We start from the raw sequence: 22094 nt of genomic DNA, 5'->3' as shown, positions 1-22094 counted from the left end.
ACGTCCGCCATGCCGACCGCCTTGTGCGTTGCCGCACACCTTGGCGGATCCTTGCCGTTGAGACGGTGGGTCATACTCAGGTGCGTTACTTGAGGTGAGGTGTAATCGCCAGTGCGCCAACGCAATAACCTGAGAGGCGGCGATACGGTAATGATGTCCGCCCGCATTGCAGTCCCGCACGGAGGTGCCGGTGTGTCCGTGCGGCATCGTTGCGCCGGCGCATTGCGGCGGTTCCAAAGAGGCGACGGCAATGGCCGGCGGATGCTCGCATTCCGACGAGGCGGGCTAACGCTGGCTACGTCTGGCTGGCCTCGCGAACAGGCTGGAATCCTTTTGAGCGGAATCAGTAGCGGTGAGGCCCGCAGGGGGAGCGAAGCCGGGCGAGCCCGAGCGAGCGGTTGTTTGGCCACCTTATGTGCAGGTAATTCCGAAGCGTCCGCGTAGACTCACCGGGCGAACTTTTCATCAGAAACAGTGAGGTAGGGCGGGTTATGAGCGGCCATTCCAAGTGGGCGACCACGAAGCACAAGAAGGCTGTCATTGACGCTCGTCGTGGCAAGAATTTTGCGCGGTTGATCAAGAATATTGAGGTTGCGGCGCGGGTTGGTGGTGGGGATCCGTCGGGTAATCCGACGTTGTTTGACGCCATTCAGAAGGCGAAGAAGAACTCGGTGCCCAACGACAATATTGAGCGGGCGCGTAAGCGTGGTGCTGGTGAGGAAGCTGGTGGGGCGGATTACCAGACGATCACCTATGAGGGTTATGGGCCTAATGGGGTGGCGGTGTTGATCGAGTGTTTGACCGACAATCGCAATCGTGCGGCCAGTGAGGTGCGGGTGGCGATGACTCGTAACGGTGGTCAGATGGCCGATCCGGGTTCGGTGGCGTATCTGTTCAGTCGTAAGGGCACGGTGACCCTGGATAAGAATGGGTTGACTGAGGATGACGTGTTGGCGGCGGTGTTGGATGCCGGTGCTGAGGATGTCAATGATTTGGGGGAGAGCTTTGAGGTGATCTCGGAGCCGGGGGACTTGGTGGCGGTGCGTAGTGCGTTGGTGGAGGCGGGGATTGATTACGACTCGGCTGAGGCGAGTTTTCAGGCGTCGGTGAGTGTCCCGGTCGATGTTGAGGGGGCTCGCAAGGTGTTGAAGTTGGTTGATGCTCTTGAGGACAACGACGACGTGCAGAACGTGTGGACCAACGTCGATCTGTCCGACGAAGTACTGGCAGCCCTCGAAGACGAATAGGAGCTACCTCGTTGTCGACGATTCACTTCATCTCCGGTCTGCCGCGCTCAGGTTCGACCCTGCTGGCCGCGTTGCTGCGGCAGAATCCGCGCTTCGAGGCCGGGATGTCGGGCCCGCTGGCGGGGTTGTTCGGCGCCCTGCTCGGTGAGATGAGCGCCCGCAACGAGTACTCGGTGTTCATCGACGACGCCAAGCGGGAACGGATTCTGCGCGGCCTGTTCGACAGCTTCTATACCGATTGCGACGCTGAGGTGGTCTTCGATACCAACCGAGGGTGGTGCGGCTGGATGCCCGCGGTTTCGCGGTTGTTCCCGAGCGCCAAGATCATCGCCTGCGTGCGCGAGTTGCCGTGGGTGGTCGACAGCATCGAACGGTTGGTTCAGCGCAACGTATTCACCCCCTCGTCCATCTTCGGCTTCAACCCCGGCGGCACGGTTTACACCCGCGCCAACGCGATTGTGGCGCAGGACGGAATGATCGGGGCCCCATACGACATGCTCAAACAGGCCTGTTTTGGCGCGGAGCGCGACCGACTTTTGGTGGTGCAGTATGAGACGCTGACCACCGATCCGGCGTTCACCATGCGTGCCATCTACGACTTCATCGGCCAGCCGATGTTCGAACACGACTTCGCTCATGTCGACTATGACGTAACCGATTTCGACGAACGAGCCGGCACGCCGGGCCTGCACACCGTGCACGGCGAGGTCCGGGCCAAGCCGCGAGAGACGATACTGCCGCCGGACCTGTTCAACCGGTTCATCAACGACGCGTTCTGGCGCGACCCCGGCGCAGTGCCCGCCGGTTTGCGGGTGATTTAGCCGGCCAACGGCTCTAGACTGACGCCGTGTCGGCGAGGGAACGCCAGGAGTACGGCAGGTCCCAGCGGAAGGTGCTTCCGCGATCCGCACTCGGGGACTACGAGCCGTCGTCGCGACGCGCGGACCCGGTAGCGCTGCTGGAATCTCAATCCAAGTCCCGGGTTCCCGAGTTGGTACCGATCCGCTACGCCCGCATGTTGGCATCCCCGTATGCGTTTTTCAGGGGCTCGGCGGTGATCATGGCCTCCGATCTCGCTGCCGACCCGCACACCGGATTACAGGCGCAGCTGTGTGGGGACGCGCACCTGTCGAACTTCGGGATGTTCGCCTCCCCGGAACGGCAGCTGATGTTCGATCTCAACGATTTCGATGAGACGCTGCCCGGACCGTGGGAGTGGGACGTCAAACGGTTGGTGGCCAGTGCCGCAGTCCTCTGCCGCAGCAGGGGACTGCGCCCTGCCAAGCAGGAATCGGTCGTATCGGCCTGCGCCGAGGCTTACCGCAATCAGATGCGCGAACTGGCCAGGCTCGGTGAGCTCGACGTGTGGTACGCGCAGTCGGTCATCGACTCCGAACTACTGGCCGCCGTAGCGCCGGTCTACGCCAAGGCGATCCGGCGTACCGCAGTCGGTGCCTTGTCCCGCGGCCGGCAGCAGGCCGTCGACAAACTCACCCGGTCGCAAGACGGGCGCCTGCGACTGATCAGCGATCCGCCCCTGATCGTGCCGGCAGGTGACTTGGTCAGTGACGGTGTGGCGCAGCTCTACAACAAGTACATGCGGAAGCTGATCAAGGACTACGTTTCCAGCCTTCCCGACGACCGGAGGGTGCTCGCACGGCGCTACCGCTACATGGAGGTGGCCCGCAAAGTGGTCGGTGTCGGCAGCGTCGGAACCCGAACGTGGATCGTGCTGTTTGAGGGCGTCGGCAGCGGAGACCCGCTGCTCATGCAGGTCAAGGAGGCTCGCCCCTCAGTGTTGGAACCCCACCTCAAGCGCAGCCGATACGCCAACGCTGGGGAGCGCGTTGTGGCGGGGCAGCGGCTGATGCAGGCCACCAGCGACGTCCTGCTGGGCTGGCTGCACGCGATCGGTCCCGACGGTCACCACGGCGACTACTACGTGCGCCAACTGTGGGACATGAAGGGGTCCGCCGACGTCGAGTCGATGCGGCCCAAGGTTCTTACCGCCTACGTGCAGGCGTGCGGGCACGCACTTGCCCGGGCGCACAGCCGTTCTGGCGACCGGGTCGCGATTGCGGCCTATCTCGGCAAGGGGGATAACGCCGACCGTGCGCTGACCCGGTTCGCCATGGCGTATGCCGAACAGAACAACCACGACTACGAGGCGCTGCGGGCTGCGGCGCGCAGTGGCCGCATCTCCACCGCCTGATGACCGGGCCGGGGAGAGCGCGTGGACGCCGCGTGTCGCGCCCCATCGGTGTCGTCGGACCCCACTAGACTGTCGAACAGTTGTTCGGTACTGGAGAGGATTCCGATGCGGGTGATGGGCGTCGACCCTGGGCTGACGCGGTGCGGGCTGTCAGTGGTCGAAGGCGGGCAGGGCCGTCAGGTCACCGCTTTGGATGTCGATGTGGTGCGCACCCCGGCCGATCAGCCGCTGCCGGAGCGGCTGCTGACCATCAGTAACACCGCCGAGCACTGGCTCGACACTCACCACCCCGACGTCATCGCGATCGAGCGGGTGTTCTCCCAGCAGAACGTTTCCACGGTGATGGGCACCGCGCAGGCCGGCGGGGTGATCGCGCTGCAGGCTGCCCGACGCGGCATCACCGTGCACTTCCACACCCCCAGCGAGGTCAAAGCCGCGGTGACCGGCAACGGTTCGGCTGACAAGGCGCAGGTGACCACGATGATCACCCGAATTCTCGGGCTGCAGCAAAAGCCGACTCCCGCCGACGCCGCGGATGCGCTGGCGCTGGCGATCTGTCACTGCTGGCGGGCCCCGATGATCGCCCGGATGGCCGCCGCCGAGGCGCTGGCCGCCGAGCAGCGACGCAAGTACGCCGCCAAGCTCAAGGCGGCCCGAGCATGATCGCGTCGGTACGTGGCGAGGTCATCGACATCGCACTGGACCACGCCGTGGTCGAGGCGGCCGGGGTGGGCTACAAGCTGATGGCCACGCCGGCGACCCTGTCGACGCTGCGCCGCGGCAGCGAATCCCGTCTGATCACCGCGATGATCGTGCGCGAAGACTCCATGACGCTCTACGGGTTCCCGGACGGCGATGCACGCGATCTGTTCCTCACGCTGATCGGGGTCTCGGGTATTGGACCCAAGATCGCCCTCGCAACCCTGGCGGTCTACGACGCGGCCACCCTGCGCCGGGCGCTCGGCGACGGGGACGTCACGGCATTGACCCGGGTGCCCGGGATCGGCAAGCGCGGTGCCGAGCGGCTGGTGCTGGAGCTGCGCGACAAGATCGGTGCGGTGGCCGCGTCCGACGGCGCCGTGTTCAGCGGTCATGCCGTGCGCGCTCCGGTGATCGAAGCCCTGATCGGGCTCGGCTTTGCCGCCAAGCAGGCCGAAGAGACCACCGATAAGGTCCTGGCCGACGCTCCCGACGCGACTACCTCCGAAGTGCTGCGGACCGCGCTGAGCCGGCTGGGGAAGACCAAGTGAGCCAATCCGGCGATCCCGAAGACCGCGAGGTCTCCCCGGCGCTGACCGTCGGCGAGGGCGACATCGACGCGGGTCTGCGCCCGCGCAGCCTGGCCGAGTTCATCGGCCAGCCGCGGGTACGCGAGCAGTTGCAGCTGGTGCTCGAGGGCGCCAAGAACCGTGGCGGCACACCGGATCACATCTTGCTGTCCGGACCGCCCGGGCTAGGCAAGACGTCGCTGGCAATGATCATCGCCAGTGAATTGGGCAGCTCGTTGCGGGTGACCTCCGGACCGGCGCTGGAACGTGCCGGTGATCTCGCCGCGATGCTGTCGAACTTGGTCGAACACGACGTGCTGTTCATCGACGAGATCCACCGCATCGCCCGACCGGCCGAGGAGATGCTGTACCTGGCGATGGAGGACTTCCGCGTTGACGTTGTCGTCGGCAAAGGGCCCGGGGCCACCTCGATTCCGCTGGAGGTGGCGCCGTTCACCCTGGTCGGTGCGACGACCAGATCCGGTGCGCTGACCGGCCCGCTACGCGACCGGTTCGGGTTCACGGCCCACATGGATTTCTACGAGCCGCCCGAACTGCAGCGCGTGCTGGCACGCTCGGCGAAGATCCTCCGGATCGAACTGGGCGCCGAGGCCGCAGCCGAGGTCGCGCGGCGCTCCCGTGGCACACCGCGGATCGCCAACCGGCTGCTGCGCCGGGTACGTGACTACGCCGAGGTGCGCGCCGACGGGGTGATCACCCGCGACGTGGCCAAAGCCGCGCTGGCGGTCTACGACGTCGACGAATTGGGCCTGGACCGGCTGGACCGCGCGGTGCTGTCCGCACTGACCCGAAGCTTCGGCGGTGGGCCGGTCGGGGTCTCCACCCTGGCGGTTGCCGTGGGGGAGGAAGCTGCCACCGTCGAAGAGGTCTGCGAGCCGTTCCTGGTGCGTGCCGGGATGGTCGCGCGTACCCCGCGGGGTCGCGTCGCGACTCCGGCAGCATGGACGCATCTGGGCATGGTGCCCCCGCCTGGCGCCGGGGGACTGGGGCAACAGGGGTTGTTCGAGTAGGTCGGACTAGAGCTTGGCCAGCTCGGCGGCCAGCACGTCCAAACCCTCCGACAGCAGGGCGTCGCTGATGGTCAACGGCGGCAACAGCCGCACCACATTGCCGAAGGTTCCACAGGTCAACACGATCACACCCGCCTGATGACACGCTGCCGCCAGTGCGGCGGTCAGGGTCGGGTCCGGTGCGCTTGTGTCCGGCTGCACCAACTCGACGGCGATCATGGCGCCGCGGCCGCGGACATCGCCGATCCGATCGTCGTCGGCCTGCAACCGGCCAAGCCGTTCGAAGATCAGCCGCTCCATCTGCCGGGCCCGGCCCACCAGATCGTCGGCCTCGACGGCGGCCAACGCTCCCAGCGCTGCGGCGCAGGCCACCGGGTTGCCGCCGAAGGTGCCGCCCAGCCCGCTCACGTGCGGGGCGTCCATGATGTCGGCCCGGCCGGTGACGGCCGCCAACGGCAGGCCCCCGCCGATTCCTTTGGCGGTACAGATCAGATCCGGTGCCAGCCCTGCCGGGCCTTCATGATCACAGGCGAACATCGCCCCGGTGCGGGCGAAACCCGTCTGCACCTCGTCGGCGATGAACACCACGTCGTTATCGCGGCACCAGGCCAGCAGCGCCGGCAGAAAACCCGGAGCCGGGACGATGAAGCCGCCCTCGCCTTGGATCGGTTCGATGACCAGCGCAGCCAGGTTGTGGGCGCCGATCTGGTTCTCCAGGACGCCGATGGCCCGCTCGGCGGCCCGTTCCCCGTCGCTGCCCAGCTCTTTGTCGACCAGCCCATCGCGGTAGGGATAGGACGCCGGTGCGCGGTAGATGTCGGGTGCGAACGGACCGAATCCGCTCTTGTACGGCATCGACTTGGCGGTCAACGCCATCGTCAGGTTGGTGCGGCCGTGGTAGCCGTGGTCGAACGCCGCCACCGCGGTCTTGCGGGTGTAGGACCGGGCGATCTTGACGGCGTTCTCCAACGCTTCGGCGCCGGAGTTGAGCAGCACGGAACGCTTCTCGAATTCACCCGGAGTGATCCGGTTCAGGGCTTCGGCTACGGCCACATACCCCTCGTAGGGCGTCACCATGAAACAGGTGTGGGTGAACTCGGCCACCTGCTGCTGTACCGCTTCCACCACGCGAGGCGCGGCGTTGCCCACCGTGGTCACCGCGATGCCCGAGCCCAGGTCGATCAGCCGGTTGCCGTCGACGTCTTCCACGATGCCGCCGCCGGCCCGCAGCGCGTACACCGGCAGCGTGCTGCCCACCCCACGTGGCACGGCCTTCGCTCGCCGGCGCGCCAGCTGCACCGAGCCGGGCCCGGGGATCTCGGTGGCCAGGTGTCGGCTCTGCAGCAGCGGCGGCACTGACATGGGGCGGGCCTCCTTAGCGGTGCTTTCCGCGGCTTAGATCTGGCCGAGTGGCCGGCATGCGTTCCCGAAGGGCTGCCAATATTCACCGGGCGGGCAGTCCAGCGGGGTCGGGCCCTGTCCGAGCGGCATGCAGGTATTGGTGCTGGGCTCCCAGTACTGACCGCCCGGGCAGGCCAGCGGGGTCGGGCCCTGTCCGAGCGGCATGCAGGAGTTGGTGCTGGGCTCCCAGTACTGACCGCCCGGGCAGGCCAGCGGCTCTGCCGATCCGATGGCGGGCATGGCGATCGCTCCCAGCGCCAGGGGAGCCGCTGCCAGGGCAACTGCGGTCGCCAGACCACACGCAAAGTTTTTCATCGGCCAACCTTCCCTCAAGAATCCTGACCCCCCTGTCACCGACAGCCTAGGGGGTGGACGGCGGTACCGACGCGCGGTCGCCGGACACAGTGGCACACTGTTGTCATCACAGTGGCCCGCCACGCCTCAGGTGGTCCGGTGCCAAAGAATCATTCGAACAAGTCGAAAGATCGGTTGTCGTCATGGAAAACATGGTTGCCTTCCTGCCGCTGCTCCTTGTCATGGGCGCCTTTATGTTCTTCGCCTCGCGGCGGCAGAAGCGCGCGATGCAGGCCACCATCGACCTGCACGAATCGCTGCAGGTGGGCGACCGGGTGCACACCACGTCGGGGCTGCAGGGCACCATCACCCGCATCACCGACGACGACGTCGACCTGGAGATCGCGCCGGGTGTGGTGACCACCTGGATGAAGCTGGCCGTGCGCGACAAGATCGAGCCGGAGGAGTTGACGGCCGAGGCCGCAGTCGAAGAGGCCATCGAGGGCGCCTAACAGCTCTCCGCCACTCGGGTGTGGCAGGTCGCCGCCATCCGGCTGGCCGGCTGACACGCCCGACGCGCGGAACGTCCGCCCAACGATCATCCCGGCCAGCCGGGCACGTACCCTTTTGCGGGTGCAGTGGTACTGATCGCTGCGGGCGGCCCGAGCATGGGCCAGCCCCGACGATCACGAGAGCGCATTGCGCAATGAGCGAAGGAGACTCAACAACGTGGCATCGCCTTCGGCGCCGGTGCACCCTGCCCGCAACCTGGCGGTGTTCCTGGCATTGCTCATCGGTGTCTACCTGCTGGTATTCCTGACCGGAAACAAGCTGGCCGAACCTAAACTCGGTATCGACCTGCAGGGCGGCACCCGCGTGACGCTCACCGCGCGCACCCCGGACGGCTCCACGCCGACCCGTGACGCGCTCAACCAGGCGCAACAGATCATCAGCGCCCGGGTCAACGGACTCGGTGTGTCGGGCTCTGAGGTCATCATCGACGGCAACAACCTGGTCATCACGGTGCCGGGCAGCGACGGCAATGAGGCCCGCACCCTCGGCCAGACGGCCCGGCTCTACATCCGGCCGGTGATCAACGGTGTCTCGGTGCAGGAAGCTCAGGCAGCCGGCCGGATGCCCGGCCTCGGCGGTGGCGGTATGCCCGGCGTCCCGGGCTTGCCGCCCGGCGCCGGTGGTGGTGTTCCCGGTCTGCCTCCCGGTCTCGGCGGTGGTGGTGTTCCCGGTCTGCCTCCGGGTCTCGGTGGCGGCGGTGTTCCCGGTCTGCCTCCGGGCGCCGGCGGTGGAGCGCCTGGGCTGCCCCCGGGCTTCGGCGCGGGCGGGCAAGGCCTGTTCGGCGGCGGGAACGGCGCGTCGCTTCCGCAGCAGCCGCTGACGCCGCCGGCCCAGCCGCGGCCTTTCCCGCAGGAGCCGACCCCGACGCCGGGGACCACGTCTTCGAGTCCCGGCTCCGAAAGCACCAGCGAGACTGCCACGCCCAGCACCTCGACCGTTCCGGCGCCCACGGCACCCGAGTCGCCGGCGGTTCCCGGTGCGCAAATGCCCGCCTTGCCTGGGCTTCCCGGTATGCCGGGTCTGCCCGGCCAGGGTGATCAGGCCCAGGGACTGGCGGCCCGTATCGCCGCCGAGAAGCGGTTGCGGCAGAGCGACAACAAGGTTGTGCAGGCCTTGGCCCTGCAGATCCAGGCCGGCCGGTGCGACAAGGAAGACATCCTTGCCGGCAACGATGACCCGGACCTGCCGTTGGTGACCTGCTCGCAGGACCACCAGACCGCATACCTGCTGGCGCCGTCGATCATCAGCGGTGACCAGATCGCCGATGCCAGCTCCGGTATGGATCAGCGCAGCGGCGCCAACATCGTCCAGGTGCAGTTCAAGAGTGCGGCAGCCGACACCTGGGCCGACTTCACCGCGGCCCACATCGGCACCCAGACGGCCTTCACATTGGACTCGCAGGTGGTCAGCGCGCCGCAGATCCAGGAGGCCATCCCCGGTGGCCGCACCCAGATCACGGGGGGCTCGCCGGGATTCACCCAGGATGGCGCGCGTCAGCTGGCCAACGTCTTGAAGTACGGGTCGCTGCCGCTGTCGTTTGAGGCCTCCGAAGCCGAAACCGTCTCGGCCACACTGGGAATGACCTCGTTGAAGGCGGGCCTGATCGCCGGTGCGATCGGTCTGGCCCTAGTGCTGATCTACTCGCTGCTCTACTACCGCGTACTCGGCGTGCTGACTGCGCTCTCGCTGGTGGTGGCGGGGGCCATGGTGTACGCGATCCTGATATTGCTGGGCCGCTACATCAACTACACGCTCGACCTGGCCGGTATCGCCGGTCTGATCATCGGTATCGGCACCACCGCAGACTCTTTCGTGGTGTTCTTCGAGCGCATCAAGGACGAGATCCGCGAGGGCCGATCGTTCCGCTCGGCGGTGCCACGCGGGTGGACGCGCGCACGCAAGACAATCGTGTCCGGCAACGCGGTCACCTTCCTGGCGGCGGCGGTGCTCTACTTCCTGGCGGTCGGCCAGGTGAAGGGCTTCGCGTTCACCCTGGGGCTGACCACGATCCTGGACCTGGTGGTGGTGTTCCTGGTGACCTGGCCACTGGTCTACCTGGCGTCCAAGTCGCCGACGCTGGCCAAGCCGTCCTACAACGGCCTCGGCGCGGTTCAGCAGGTCGCACGGGAGCGGCGGGCGGTCGCCAAATCAGGAGGCGCAACCGGCGGCAAGTCCGGAGCCAAAGCGCGCACGCGGGTAACCGCCCAGTCGACGGAACAGGGATAGCCAGATGGCCAAACCGAGCACCAGTAGCGGCACCAAGCGCGCGACCAAGTCCGCGAAGAACGACACGGCAGCCGCCGAGGCCACCAAGAGCCGGACGGCCGTGGAGGCAAAGCCCCGCAAGACCGCTGGATCCACCAAGGCGCCGCAGCACGGTTTCCTGTCGCGGCTCTACACCGGCACCGGCGCATTCGAGGTCATCGGTAAGCGGCGGATGTGGTACGCGATCAGCGGCGCCATGGTCGCGATCGCGATCGTCAGCATCCTGGTGCGAGGCTTCACCTTCGGTATCGACTTCGCCGGCGGCACCAAGGTGTCGTTCCCGCGCGGCGACACCAGCGTCACCCAGGTCGAAGAGGTGTTCCGCAAGAGCGTCGGCAACAACCCCGAGTCGGTGGTCGTGGTCGGCAACGGCAACTCGGCGACGGTGCAGATTCGTGCCGAGACGCTCAGCAACGAGCAGACCGAGAAGCTGCGCGACGACCTGTTCGACGCCTTCCAGCCGGTCGGGCCCAACGGTGAGGCGAGCAAGCAGGCGATCAGTGACTCCGCGGTGTCGGAGACCTGGGGCGGGCAGATCACCAAGAAGGCCGTTATCGCCCTAGTGGTGTTCCTGCTGTTGGCGTCGCTGTACATCACGGTGCGCTACGAGTGGTTCATGACCATCTCGGCGATGATCTCGATGGTCTTCGACATTCTCGTGACCGCCGGGGTGTATTCATTGGTCGGATTCGAGGTCACACCGGCCACCGTCATCGGCCTGTTGACCATTCTCGGGTTCTCCATCTACGACACCGTCATCGTGTTCGACAAGGTCGAGGAGAACACCAGCGGCTTCGAGCACAAAACCCGCTACACCTACGCCGAACAAGCCAACCTGGCCATCAACCAGACCTTCATGCGCTCGATCAACACCAGTCTGATCTCGGCATTGCCAATCATCTCGCTGATGGTGGTCGCCGTGTGGCTGTTGGGTGTGGGAACGCTGCAGGACCTTGCGCTGGTGCAGCTGGTCGGTGTTGTCGTCGGCACCTATTCGTCGATCTACCTGGCCACCCCGCTGCTGGTCACGCTGCGGGAACGCACCCAACTGGTGCAGAACCACACCCGCCGGGTGATGCGGCGGCGCAACGCCACGACCGGTTCCAAGCCGGCAGCAGCCGGTACCGAGGCCTTGGACGACGCCGAAGACATCGGTGCCGACACAGACGAGGCCACGGTGGCCACGGCGGGCACCCCGGCGCCCGGTGCAAAGCCGGTCCGCCCCACCAGCCGGCGCAGCCAGGGTCCGACCGGCAAGCCAGGCGCCGGCCGGTAACCGGCGATGGCGGCCCGCTGTCGGCACGCTGCGACGTGGGTGGTGGCGCTCGCCACCAGCCTCGGCGTCTGGTCGGTGCCGGCGTGCACGAGCGCAACCGTCGATCAGATCGACTACGCCGTCGACGGCGGTCTGACCACCTACAACAGCACGACCGTGGCCGGTGCGGCGTCGGCCGGGCCCCAGGCGTTCTCGCGGACCCTGATCGGCTTCGGCTACCACGGGCCGGACGGCCAGATCGTCACCGATCACGACTTCGGCAGCATCTCCGTGGTGGGCCGCGCCCCGCTGGTGCTGGACTATCAGATCGCCGACGCCGCGGTGTACTCCGACGGCAAACCCATCACCTGTGACGACCTGGTGCTCGCGTGGGCGGCCCAGTCCGGCCGCTTCCCGGGCTTCGACGCCGCAAGCCGAGCCGGCTACCTCGACATCGAGAACATTGAGTGCCAGTCCGGTGCCAAGAAGGCCCGGGTGTCGTTCTTCGCCGACCGCAACATCGTCGACTACGAGGAACTGTTCACCGCGACCTCGATGATGCCGTCGCACGTCATCAGCGAGAAGCTCGGTGTGAACATCACCGACTCCGTGCTGGGCAGACTCGGGCCCGCCGACGAGGTCATCGGCAAAGTCGCGCAGGCCTGGAACACCACCTGGCAGCTCGACCGCGGCGCTGACCTGCGGTACTTTCCGTCGTCGGGGCCCTACAAGATCGACTCGGTGCTCGAAGGCGGCGCCGTCGTGCTGGTGGCCAACGACCTGTGGTGGGGCGCCAAGCCGGTCACCAAACGGATCACGGTGTGGCCGCAGACCGCCGACGTCGCCGACCGGGTCAACAAACGCGTCATCGAAGTCGTCGACGTGGCGACCGGATCCGCCGGGTCGCTGATCACCCCCGATGACTACCAGAGCAGCGACAGCCCCTCGGGCGGCATCGAGCAGCTCATCTTCGCTCCGTCCGGCCCGCTGTCGGAGACTCCCGCACGCCGGGCGGTGGCCTTGTGCACCCCGCGTGACATCATCGCCCGCGACGCGGGTGTACCGGTGGTCAACTCCCGGCTCAACACCGCCATGGACGACGCGTTCGACCAGGCCGAGAACGTGCCCGAGGCCGAACAGTTCGCCCGGGCAAACCCCGACGCGGCCCGCGACGCGCTAGGCGGCAAACCGCTGACGGTGCGCATCGGCTACCGCGGTCCCAACACCCGGCTGGCCGCGGTCATCGGGGCGATCACGAGCTCGTGTGCACCCGCCGGCATCACCGTCACCGAAGTGGCCACCGACGCCATCGGCCCGCTGGCACTGCGGGAGGGGCAGATCGACGTGTTGCTCGCCAGCACCGGCGGCTCCACCGGCAGCGGGTCGAGCGGATCGTCAGTAGTGGACGCCTACGAGTTGTTCAGCGGCAACGGAAACAACCTGTCCGGCTATCACAACGATCAGATCGACGGCGTTGTGTCCGCGCTGGCCGTCACCGCCGACCCCGCCGAGATGGTCCGGCTGCTCGCCGAGAGCGCTCCGGTGCTGTGGGCCGACATGCCGACGCTGCCGCTGTATCGACAGCAGCGCACCCTGCTGTCGTCGAAGAAGACCTATGGTGTCGCTGCCAACCCCACCCGGTGGGGCGCGGGCTGGAATATGGACCGCTGGGAGTTACAACAGTGAACCAAGCCGGGCCTGCAGCAGGCGCCGGTCAGGTCATCGCGGCGTTGATGCGCGAGGTGGCGGACTTTCCCACCCCGGGAATCGCGTTCAAAGACCTGACACCGGTCTTCGCCGACGCCGCCGGACTGGCCGCGGTCACCGAGGCGCTGGCTCGCGTTGCTGCCGGCGCTGATCTGGTGGCCGGCATCGACGCACGTGGATTTCTGCTGGCCGGGGCGGTCGCTGACCGGCTCGGGGTGGGCGCGCTGGCAGTCCGCAAGGGCGGCAAGCTGCCGCCGCCGGTGCTCTCGGAGCGCTATCAGCTCGAATATGGAACTGCCGTACTGGAGATTCCGGCCGACGGAATCGACGTGGCCGGGCGCCGGGTGGTAATCCTCGACGACGTGCTGGCCACCGGCGGTACCCTGGCCGCAACACGGCGATTGTTGGATAGGGCAGGAGCCGAGGTGGTTGCGGCGGCGGTGGTGCTGGAGCTGGCGGGACTGGGCGGACGCGCCGCTGTGGCGCCATTGCAGCTGCACAGCCTGCACCTGATTTAGTCGATATTCTTGTGGTCGGAGGTGAGCACAGTGGGCCCTGAACAAGGCATAGCGCAGGGCTCCGAGCAGGGCTCAGGCCCCGAGCGGTACAGCGCTGACGCCGGCCAGCCGGTGACGGTGTCTGAGGCGGTCGCCCAGGACTCGCCCTCCGAGCGCACCGACCTGCTGAAGGTCCCGACCAGCGCGTCGCGGCGGGTCCGGGCCCGGATTGCCCGGCGCATCACCGCCCAACGTGGGGCATTGAGCCCGGTGCTCGAGCCGCTGGTGGCGGTGCACCGGCAGTACTACCCGAAAGCCAATCTGGCGCTGCTGCAACGAGCCTATGAGGTTGCCGAGCAGCGCCACGCCACCCAGCTGCGCCATTCGGGAGATCCCTACATCACCCACCCGGTGGCTGTTGCCACCATCCTGGCCGAGTTGGGCATGGACACCATCACGTTGGTGGCCGCGCTGTTGCACGACACCGTCGAGGACACCGGGTACACGCTGGCCGCGCTGGCCGCCGAATTCGGTGACGAGGTCGCTCATCTGGTCGACGGGGTGACCAAGCTGGACAAGGTGGTGCTGGGCACCGCGGCCGAGGCCGAGACCATCCGCAAGATGGTCATCGCGATGGCGCGCGACCCGCGGGTGCTGGTGATCAAGGTCGCCGACCGGCTGCACAACATGCGCACCATCCGCTTCCTGGCACCCGAGAAGCAGGCCCGCAAGGCACGCGAGACGCTGGAAGTCATTGCGCCGCTAGCACATCGGCTGGGTATGGCCACGGTGAAGTGGGAGCTCGAGGACCTGTCGTTCGCGATCCTGCACCCCAAACGCTACGAGGAGATCGTGCGGCTGGTGGCCGACCGCGCCCCGTCACGCGATACCTACCTGGCCAAGGTGCGCGCCGAGATCGTCAACACCCTGGCGAAGTCGAAGATCACCGCCACCGTCGAAGGCCGACCCAAGCACTACTGGTCGATCTATCAGAAGATGATCGTGCGCGGGCGCGACTTCGACGACATCTACGACCTGGTGGGACTGCGGATCCTGTGCGATGAGATCCGGGACTGCTACGCGGCGGTCGGTGTCGTGCACTCGCTGTGGCAGCCGATGGCCGGCAGGTTCAAGGACTACATCGCTCAGCCTCGCTACGGGGTCTACCAATCGCTGCACACCACGGTGATCGGTCCAGAGGGCAAACCGCTGGAGATCCAGATCCGCACCCGGGAGATGCACCGCACCGCCGAGTACGGCATCGCCGCGCACTGGCGCTACAAAGAGGCCAAGGGCCGCAACGGTGTTCCGCACCTGGGCACCGCCGCAGAGATCGACGACATGGCCTGGATGCGCCAGCTGTTGGACTGGCAGCGAGAGGCCGCCGATCCGGGCGAATTCCTCGAGTCGCTGCGTTACGACCTGGCCGTCAAAGAGATCTTCGTGTTCACGCCCAAGGGCGACGTGATCACTTTGCCCACCGGTTCCACGCCCGTGGACTTCGCCTACGCCGTGCACACCGAGGTCGGGCACCGATGTATCGGTGCCCGGGTCAACGGCCGGCTGGTGGCGCTGGAGCGCAAGCTCGAAAACGGGGAAGTGGTCGAGGTTTTCACCTCGAAAGCGCAGAACGCCGGGCCGTCGCGGGACTGGCAACAGTTCGTGGTGTCGCCGCGAGCCAAGGCCAAGATCCGGCAGTGGTTCGCCAAGGAGCGCCGCGAGGAGGCCCTGGAGTCCGGCAAGGACGCGATGGCCCGCGAGGTGCGCCGGGCCGGATTGCCGCTGCAACGACTGGTCAACGGCGAGTCGATGGCGGCGGTGGCCCGCGAACTGCACTACAGCGATGTGTCCGCGCTCTACACCGCCGTCGGCGAGAATCACATCTCGGCCCATCACGTCGTGCAACGGTTGGTGGCCCAGCTCGGCGGGGTGGACCAGGCCGAGGACGACCTGGCCGAGCGCTCCACGCCGCTGACCATCCCGCGCCGCGAACGCCACACCGACGACGTCGGCGTCGCCGTTCCCGGCGCCACCGGGGTGTTGACCAAACTGGCCAAGTGCTGCACCCCGGTGCCCGGCGACGAGATCATGGGTTTCGTCACCCGCGGCGGCGGGGTCTCGGTACACCGCACCGACTGCACCAATGCCGACGCGCTGCGCCAGCAGGACGAGCGGATCATCGAGGTCAAGTGGGCGCCGTCGCCGTCGTCGGTGTTCCTTGTCGCCATTCAGGTCGAGGCACTGGATCGCCACCGGCTGCTGTCGGACATCACCAAGGTGCTCGCCGACGAGAAGGTCAACATCTTGTCGGCCTCGGTCACCACCTCACGAGACCGGGTGGCGATCAGCCGGTTCACCTTCGAGATGGGCGACCCGAAGCACCTTGGCCACCTGCTCAACGTGGTCCGCAACGTCGAGGGCGTCTACGACGTCTACCGAGTGACGTCGGCGGCCTGACGCGGGTGCCCGTTGCGTTGAGATTGCATCCAGGGTTGCGATTTCTCGCCTGGGCTCAGGGGGTGGTTGCAACACTTCGTAGTTGGGGGTGTTGATGACTGGTCAACCGCAGGTGTTGTCGGTGCAGCGTCGGTTCTGGGATTTGATCGCTGCGGGATGCTCGTCGTCAGACGCTGCTCTGTTGGTCGGCGTGTCGGTGACCTGTGGCGGTAAATGGTTCCGCAGATTCGGTGGTGTGAACCCACGAATGCAGGATCCGCAGGGACGCAAACGACCGCGACTGTCACCGGACGACCGTGAACAGATCATGATCGGCACCGCTGGCGGGGAGTCGATCCGTTCAATCGCCGGCCGGCTCAACCGGGCTCCGTCGACGATCATGCGCGAGATCCACGCCAATGGCCGGTGCCGTACCGCGCCAGGTCGTTACCGAGCGAAGTACCGGTTCGGTGCTCGCCGAGCGGGCTGGGATGCCAAGTCCGGCTATTCGGCACGGATCGCGCAACGCCGCAGCGAAGAACGGGCGCGGCGCCCCAAAGCGGGAAAGCTGGCCCGCCACCGGGCGCTGCGCGAGGAGGTGCAAGCGTTGTTGGTCATGAAATACAGCCCGCAGCAGATCGCTGGGCTGTTGGCCAAGACCTACCCTGACCGCCCGGAGATGCAGGTGTCCCACGAGACCATCTACAAGGCGCTCTACGTGCAAGGACGCGGCGAGCTGCGCCGTGAGCTGACTCAGTGCCTGCGCACCGGGCGAGCGCTGCGCAAACCCCGTGCACGTACCGGCCGCCCCACCTCGCAGGGCCGGATTGCGGGCATGGTCAATATCAGCCAACGTCCCGCCGAGGCCGCCGACCGTGCCGTCCCCGGCCATTGGGAAGGCGACTTGATCATCGGCAAGAACCAGGCCTCCCAGATCGGCACCCTCGTGGAGCGCTCCACCGGATTCGTCCAGTTGCTGCATCTGCCGGCACGTCGCGACCCCGAAACGGTGGCCGAGGCGATGATCGCTGCGATCAAAACCCTGCCTGAAGCCCTACGTCGGTCCCTGACCTGGGACCAAGGCAGCGAAATGCATCACCATGCCCGTATCAGCTTCGAAGCCGACATCGACATCTACTTCTGCGACCCGCACTCACCATGGCAGCGCGGCAGCAACGAAAACACCAACGGGCTACTGCGCCAATATTTCCCGAAGGGCACCGACCTGTCAGTGCACTCCGCCGACTACCTCGCCGAAGTCGCCGCCGAACTCAACGGACGACCCCGCAAACGCTTCGACTGGGACAGCCCCGCCCAAGTCCTCAAGCGACTACTGTCACCCCCGACAGAAACCACTGTTGCAACCAAACCATGAATCCGCCTCGACAGGAACAGCCCTGGACGCAATCTCAATGGCAGTGCTAGTCGGCGCGCACCGATTTGACGGTCACCTTGGTGACCGGCGAGCCGTCCTCGCCGCCGCCCTGCACACCGGCCGCGGCGATCTTGTCCAGGGTGGCCAGGCCGTCGTCTTGGATCTTGCCGAATACCGTGTACTGCGGCGGCAGCATCGAATCCTTGTAGACCAGGAAGAACTGGCTGCCGTTGGTGCCGGGTCCGGCATTGGCCATCGCCACCGTGCCGCGCGGGTAGGTGACCGGCCGCTGGGCGGCGGGGTCACCGGGGGAGTACTGGTCGGTGGGGTACTCGTTGTCGAACTCGTAGCCCGGGCCGCCGGTGCCGTCGCCGGCGGGATCCCCGCATTGCAGCACGCTGAGCATTGGCGAGGTGGTCAGCCGGTGGCACTGGGTGCCGGAGAAAAAGTCCTTGGCGGCCAGGCTGATGAAGCTGTTGACGGTGCAAGGGGATTGGCCGTTGTTGAGCATCAACCCGATGGGGCCCTGGTCGGTCATCATCGAGACGCTGACCTCGGCCGGGTCGGTCGGGACTTTGCCGGACCGCGGCGGCTCGACGGCCTTGGTGGCCGGCCGCGCCTTCGGGTACTGGCAGTCGGCGCCCAACTGAGGCGATGCGGTGAACTTCGGCAGCTGCCCGGCGCTGGCGGCCGGCGCCCCGGAAGCGTCGGAGGAGTCCGCGGACTCCGATGTGTTCGAAGCCGACGAACCGCTCGCGTTGACATTGCCCGGATCGTTGTCGCGCAGCACCACGAACACCACCCCGGCGATCAGCAACACTGCCGCCACGGCGCCGACGATCATCAGTGACCGGCGCTGCTTGCGGGCTGCCTCGGCACGCTGCTGCACCTGTTGGTCCAGATTGCGCTTGGCGGCGGCACGCCGCTCTGAGTTCGTGGGCACCGGCGGTAACCTCCTGGCTCGCTGACTGAGTCGGGCCTCAAGTCTGCCAGAGCGGGCCTGCGCCGCCCGCGTCACCGCCGACCCGGCGTGCAATGGGAAACTGGTCGGCGTGTTGGTCACCGGATTCCCCGCTGGAATGCTGGCGTGCAACTGTTACGTGTTGGCGCAACGGCAGGGCTCGGACGCGATCGTTGTCGACCCCGGCCAGCGCGCGATGGCCCGGCTGCGGCGGGTGCTTGACGAGAATCGGCTGACGCCGTCGGCGGTGCTGCTCACGCACGGCCACATCGACCACATCTGGTCGGCGCAGAAGGTCTCCGACACCTACGGCTGTCCCACCTACATTCACCCCGAGGACCGATTCATGCTCACCGACCCGCTGCGCTCACTGGGCACCGTCCCGGGGCAGGCGTTGTTCGGGGTATTGAGCAAGGCGATGTTCTCTGAGCCCAAGCAGCTGATCGAACTGGATCGCGACGGAGACAAGATCGGCTTGGGCGACACCACGGTCACCGTCGACCACACACCCGGCCACACCCGCGGTTCGGTGGTCTTCCGGGTCGAGGGTTTCGAGAATGCAGTGGCCGGCCTCGTCTTCAGCGGGGACACCCTGTTTCAGAACTCGGTTGGCCGCACCGACCTGCCCGGGGGTAGTGGCCGGGACCTGCTGACCTCGATCGTCGACAAACTGCTCTGCCTCGACGACGCGACCGTGGTGCTACCCGGCCACGGACCCAAGACCACCATCGGCGCGGAGCGCCGTTACAACCCGTTCCTAGAAGGGCTCAGTGCGTGAGCACGTTTGTCGCACCCAAAGGGGTGCCCGATTATGTCCCTCCGGCCTCGGCCGGCTTCGTTGCGGTCCGCGATGGACTGCTGACGGTCGCTCGCCGCGCCGGTTACGGCGACATCGAGCTGCCGATCTTCGAGGACACCGCACTGTTCGCACGCGGGGTGGGAGAGTCCACCGACGTGGTCTCCAAGGAGATGTACACGTTTGCCGATCGCGGCGACCGTTCGGTCACCCTGCGGCCCGAGGGCACCGCAGGCGTGATGCGCGCGGTGATCGAGCATGGGCTGGACCGCGGTCAGTTGCCGGCCAAGCTTTGCTATTCGGGGCCGTTCTTCCGTTACGAGCGCCCGCAGGCCGGCCGTTATCGGCAGCTGCAACAAGTCGGGGTCGAGGCGATCGGGGTGGACGATCCCGCCCTGGACGCCGAGGTGATCGCGGTCGCCGATGCGGGCTTCCGTTCCCTGGGCCTGGACGGCTTCCGGCTGGAGATCACCTCCTTGGGCGACGACACCTGCCGCCCCGCCTATCGAGAGTTGCTGCAGCAGTTCCTCTTCGGGCTCGACCTTGACGAGGAGACCCGCCAGCGCGCGCAGCTCAATCCACTGCGGGTGCTCGACGACAAGCGTCCGCACGTGCGTGAGATGACCGCCGACGCCCCGGTGATGCTCGACCACCTCTCCGAAGCCGCCCGGACGCACTTCGACACCGTGTTGGCACACCTGGATGCGCTCGGGGTCCCGTACGTGGTGAACCCGCGGATGGTGCGCGGCCTGGACTACTACACCAAAACCACCTTCGAATTCGTGCACGACGGGTTGGGCGCGCAGTCCGGGATCGGTGGCGGAGGCCGCTACGACGGGCTTATGCGTCAGCTCGGTGGCCAGGACCTGTCCGGGATCGGCTTCGGTCTCGGCGTGGACCGCACCCTGCTCGCGCTGGCCGCCGAGGGCAAGACGGTGGGGCAGACCAGCCGATGCGACGTGTTCGGGGTGGGCCTTTCCGAGACGGCCAAGCTGCGGCTGGCCGTTATCGCCGCACAGTTGCGGGCCGCCGGGGTGCGCGTGGACCTGGCTTACGGGGACCGCGGCCTCAAGGGCGCGATGCGTGCCGCCGACCGTTCCGGGGCCGTCATCGCCCTGGTCGCCGGGGACCGCGACCTGGAGTCAGGCACCGTCGGCGTCAAGAACTTGGCCACCGGGGAGCAGGTCGATGTGCCGATCGACGATGTTGTCGCCGAGGTACGCACGCGGTTGAGCGACGCCTGATAGTCGGGCCGGTGTGGCATGAGGGGCAGCTGCTGGCCCTCGTCGGAGCCGGCCCTCCGGTAGCGTGGCGCGGTATGACGATCATGCGGAACGTGACAGTCAAGTTCGGGACGGTGCTGCTGATGGCCGCCGCCGGCGTGGCAGCCAGCCATGCGACGTCACTTGCAGACCCCGAGACCAGCCCAGCATCGCCGACTGAGAGCCCGGCGGCATCGCCCACCGAGAATGCGGCACCCTCGCCGACGCCCACCGCAACGGAGAACGCGACCGAACCGTCGGCCGACGCCCCGAAGAAGAGCGCGACCGGCGGCCACGAGGTCACCTACACCATCACCGCCACCAGCGACCTGACCGGCAACATCTCCTACATCAAGACCGACCCGCCCAGCATGGCCGCCTACAACGCCAACTCCTCGGAGTACCTCGAGACGGTTCGGGTGCCGATCGGCGGGGGAGCGCCGGTGGTCTACACCACCACGCTGGCCGATCCGAGTCAGTGGGCGCTGGTCACCGCAAGCGGTGGCTTGCGGATCAACCCGGAGTTCCACTGCGAGATCGCCGTCGACGGCGAAGTGGTGGTGTCGCAGCAGGGCGGCAGTGGGGTGTCCTGCGCTACCCGGCCCTGGTGACGGATCCGGCTCAGCCGGCGAACACGTACACCCAGGCTTGCGCCCCTGAGCGCAGTGGCACCGAGATCCGCCGGTAGGCGTCGACTTCGTACTCGTCAGCGGCCGCCAGTTCGGCGGTGCTGATCGCAAACACCGTGCCAGGGACAGCGGCGTCATGTGCGTCCGACGGGCGCAGGATCGGATGACGGTCGCTGCCACTGACTGCCACCACGTGGGGATCGGTGATCGTCACGTAGTCCAGGTCGTAGCCGATGATCGCGTCGGGCCGGCCATCGGGTTCGCGCCCGAACGTGCTGCGTTGCACCTCCGGTAGCTGCAGGGTGCCGTAGGAGAACAGCAGCTCGGTGTTCACTGCGCACCGCCGGCTTCGTCGGCGGCGACTACGACGACTTCGGCCGGCCCCGAGCCCACCGAGCGCAGGCGGTGGCTGATCGAGGCGTCGAAGTAGGCGCTGTCACCGGCGCCCAGCGTCAACGTCGTATCGCCGTACTCCAATTCAACGGTCCCGGTGTGCACGAACACGAACTCCTGGCCTTGATGAACCGGATGACCGTCGCGACTGGCGTCGCCGGTGGGGCGAACGACGAACGGGGACATTGACTTTCCCAGCATATTGGCGGCCATTGCCCGGTAACGCTGCCGATCCTCGCTGCGGTCCGCGGCCCGGTCCACGGCGATCTTGTCCTCGTCACCGCGCTCGGAGAACAGTTGCGCCACATCGACGTCCAGGGCCTGCGCCACCTTGATGGCCACCGCGATGGACGGCGTGCTGCGACTGCGTTCGATCTTGGACAGGTAGCTCTTGGTCAGCCCGGTCCGCTCGGCGAGGCCTTCGAGGGTGAGGCCGCGCTGCTTGCGGACGGCGCGCAGCAGTTGCGTCATGCGTCCATCATGACACAGGAG

At 67.0% G+C, this 22094-nt stretch carries 21 protein-coding genes; 16 read left to right on the top strand and 5 right to left on the bottom strand.

Annotation, left to right across the window (positions count from 1 at the left end; translation table 11 throughout):
• Positions 1-491: 491 nt before the first annotated feature.
• From RCP37_RS12290 to ruvB, 6 genes are all read left to right on the top strand, one after another.
• On the top strand, positions 492-1247 hold the full coding sequence (locus RCP37_RS12290; RefSeq protein WP_308483390.1) for a YebC/PmpR family DNA-binding transcriptional regulator: 756 nt from the start codon (positions 492-494) through the stop codon (positions 1245-1247).
• 11 nt (positions 1248-1258) lie between these two features.
• The gene (locus tag RCP37_RS12285; protein WP_308483389.1) at positions 1259-2068 is read left to right on the top strand and encodes a sulfotransferase family protein; all 810 of its coding nucleotides are present in this window, start codon (positions 1259-1261) and stop codon (positions 2066-2068) included.
• Between the two features lie 26 nt (positions 2069-2094).
• Positions 2095-3459 (top strand): DUF2252 domain-containing protein, encoded by a 1365-nt coding sequence (locus tag RCP37_RS12280; protein ID WP_308483388.1) that lies wholly within the window; start codon positions 2095-2097, stop codon positions 3457-3459.
• Between the two features lie 105 nt (positions 3460-3564).
• Positions 3565-4122, top strand: a complete 558-nt coding sequence (ruvC, locus tag RCP37_RS12275; protein ID WP_308483387.1) for a crossover junction endodeoxyribonuclease RuvC — start codon at positions 3565-3567, stop codon at positions 4120-4122.
• Entirely contained in the window at positions 4119-4709 is a 591-nt protein-coding gene (gene ruvA, locus RCP37_RS12270; protein WP_308483386.1) for a Holliday junction branch migration protein RuvA, read from the top strand. Before ruvC ends, ruvA begins: the two co-directional genes overlap by 4 nt.
• Complete coding sequence (gene ruvB / locus RCP37_RS12265; protein WP_308483385.1) at positions 4706-5758, top strand: Holliday junction branch migration DNA helicase RuvB; 1053 nt, start codon at positions 4706-4708, stop codon at positions 5756-5758. Before ruvA ends, ruvB begins: the two co-directional genes overlap by 4 nt.
• Before the next feature lie 6 nt (positions 5759-5764).
• Here the strand turns inward: ruvB and gabT are convergent, their stop codons facing one another.
• Both gabT and RCP37_RS12255 read right to left on the bottom strand, forming a co-directional pair.
• Complete coding sequence (gene gabT / locus RCP37_RS12260) at positions 5765-7114, bottom strand: 4-aminobutyrate--2-oxoglutarate transaminase (protein ID WP_308487063.1); 1350 nt, start codon at positions 7112-7114, stop codon at positions 5765-5767.
• A 39-nt stretch (positions 7115-7153) separates the two neighbouring features.
• The gene (locus RCP37_RS12255) at positions 7154-7474 is read right to left on the bottom strand and encodes a hypothetical protein (RefSeq protein WP_308483384.1); all 321 of its coding nucleotides are present in this window, start codon (positions 7472-7474) and stop codon (positions 7154-7156) included.
• A gap of 182 nt (positions 7475-7656) precedes the next feature.
• On the opposite strand from RCP37_RS12255, the gene yajC reads away from it, so the two are divergent.
• The 7 genes from yajC (at position 7657) to RCP37_RS12220 (ending at position 17561) form a co-directional block, all read left to right on the top strand.
• Positions 7657-7965: a preprotein translocase subunit YajC gene (yajC, locus tag RCP37_RS12250; RefSeq protein ID WP_308483383.1), complete on the top strand. Its 309-nt coding sequence runs from the start codon at positions 7657-7659 to the stop codon at positions 7963-7965.
• Positions 7966-8182: 217 nt separating this feature from the next.
• Positions 8183-10252, top strand: coding sequence for a protein translocase subunit SecD (gene secD, locus RCP37_RS12245; protein WP_308483382.1), 2070 nt, complete (start codon positions 8183-8185; stop codon positions 10250-10252).
• A gap of 4 nt (positions 10253-10256) precedes the next feature.
• On the top strand, positions 10257-11567 hold the full coding sequence (secF, locus tag RCP37_RS12240) for a protein translocase subunit SecF (protein WP_373693008.1): 1311 nt from the start codon (positions 10257-10259) through the stop codon (positions 11565-11567).
• Between the two features lie 6 nt (positions 11568-11573).
• On the top strand, positions 11574-13232 hold the full coding sequence (locus tag RCP37_RS12235; RefSeq protein WP_308483381.1) for an ABC transporter substrate-binding protein: 1659 nt from the start codon (positions 11574-11576) through the stop codon (positions 13230-13232).
• Positions 13229-13771: an adenine phosphoribosyltransferase gene (locus tag RCP37_RS12230; protein WP_308483380.1), complete on the top strand. Its 543-nt coding sequence runs from the start codon at positions 13229-13231 to the stop codon at positions 13769-13771. Before RCP37_RS12235 ends, RCP37_RS12230 begins: the two co-directional genes overlap by 4 nt.
• A 111-nt stretch (positions 13772-13882) precedes the next feature.
• Positions 13883-16207 (top strand): RelA/SpoT family protein, encoded by a 2325-nt coding sequence (locus RCP37_RS12225; RefSeq protein WP_373693180.1) that lies wholly within the window; start codon positions 13883-13885, stop codon positions 16205-16207.
• 94 nt (positions 16208-16301) lie between these two features.
• A complete protein-coding gene (locus RCP37_RS12220) occupies positions 16302-17561 on the top strand; it encodes an IS30 family transposase (protein WP_308483379.1) in 1260 nt (419 codons plus the stop codon).
• A gap of 46 nt (positions 17562-17607) precedes the next feature.
• On the opposite strand, the gene RCP37_RS12215 is transcribed toward RCP37_RS12220, so the two are convergent.
• The gene (locus tag RCP37_RS12215; protein ID WP_308483378.1) at positions 17608-18504 is read right to left on the bottom strand and encodes a peptidylprolyl isomerase; all 897 of its coding nucleotides are present in this window, start codon (positions 18502-18504) and stop codon (positions 17608-17610) included.
• Positions 18505-18613: 109 nt separating this feature from the next.
• Here RCP37_RS12215 and RCP37_RS12210 point away from each other — a divergent pair, with 109 nt between their 5' ends.
• The 3 genes from RCP37_RS12210 (at position 18614) to RCP37_RS12200 (ending at position 21191) form a co-directional block, all read left to right on the top strand.
• Positions 18614-19300, top strand: coding sequence for an MBL fold metallo-hydrolase (locus RCP37_RS12210; protein WP_308483377.1), 687 nt, complete (start codon positions 18614-18616; stop codon positions 19298-19300).
• Positions 19297-20562 (top strand): histidine--tRNA ligase, encoded by a 1266-nt coding sequence (hisS, locus tag RCP37_RS12205; protein ID WP_308483376.1) that lies wholly within the window; start codon positions 19297-19299, stop codon positions 20560-20562. Before RCP37_RS12210 ends, hisS begins: the two co-directional genes overlap by 4 nt.
• Positions 20563-20636: 74 nt before the next feature.
• Complete coding sequence (locus tag RCP37_RS12200; RefSeq protein WP_308483375.1) at positions 20637-21191, top strand: Rv2576c family protein; 555 nt, start codon at positions 20637-20639, stop codon at positions 21189-21191.
• 10 nt (positions 21192-21201) lie between these two features.
• Here RCP37_RS12200 and RCP37_RS12195 read toward each other — a convergent pair whose 3' ends face one another.
• Entirely contained in the window at positions 21202-21543 is a 342-nt protein-coding gene (locus RCP37_RS12195) for a gamma-glutamylcyclotransferase family protein (RefSeq protein ID WP_308483374.1), read from the bottom strand.
• Positions 21540-22073 carry a helix-turn-helix domain-containing protein gene (locus RCP37_RS12190; protein WP_308483373.1) on the bottom strand — a complete coding sequence of 178 codons (534 nt, stop codon included), beginning with the start codon at positions 22071-22073 and terminating at the stop codon, positions 21540-21542. The genes RCP37_RS12195 and RCP37_RS12190 overlap by 4 nt, the downstream gene beginning before the upstream one ends.
• Positions 22074-22094 lie beyond the last annotated feature (21 nt).

Origin of the sequence: Mycolicibacter sp. MU0102 (genome assembly GCF_963378105.1) — a bacterium.
In the GTDB taxonomy this organism is placed as follows: Bacteria; Actinomycetota; Actinomycetes; order Mycobacteriales; family Mycobacteriaceae; genus Mycobacterium; species Mycobacterium holstebronense.
Note: the sequence above shows the minus strand (reverse complement) of the source record. Positions and strands in the feature narration are given on the sequence as shown.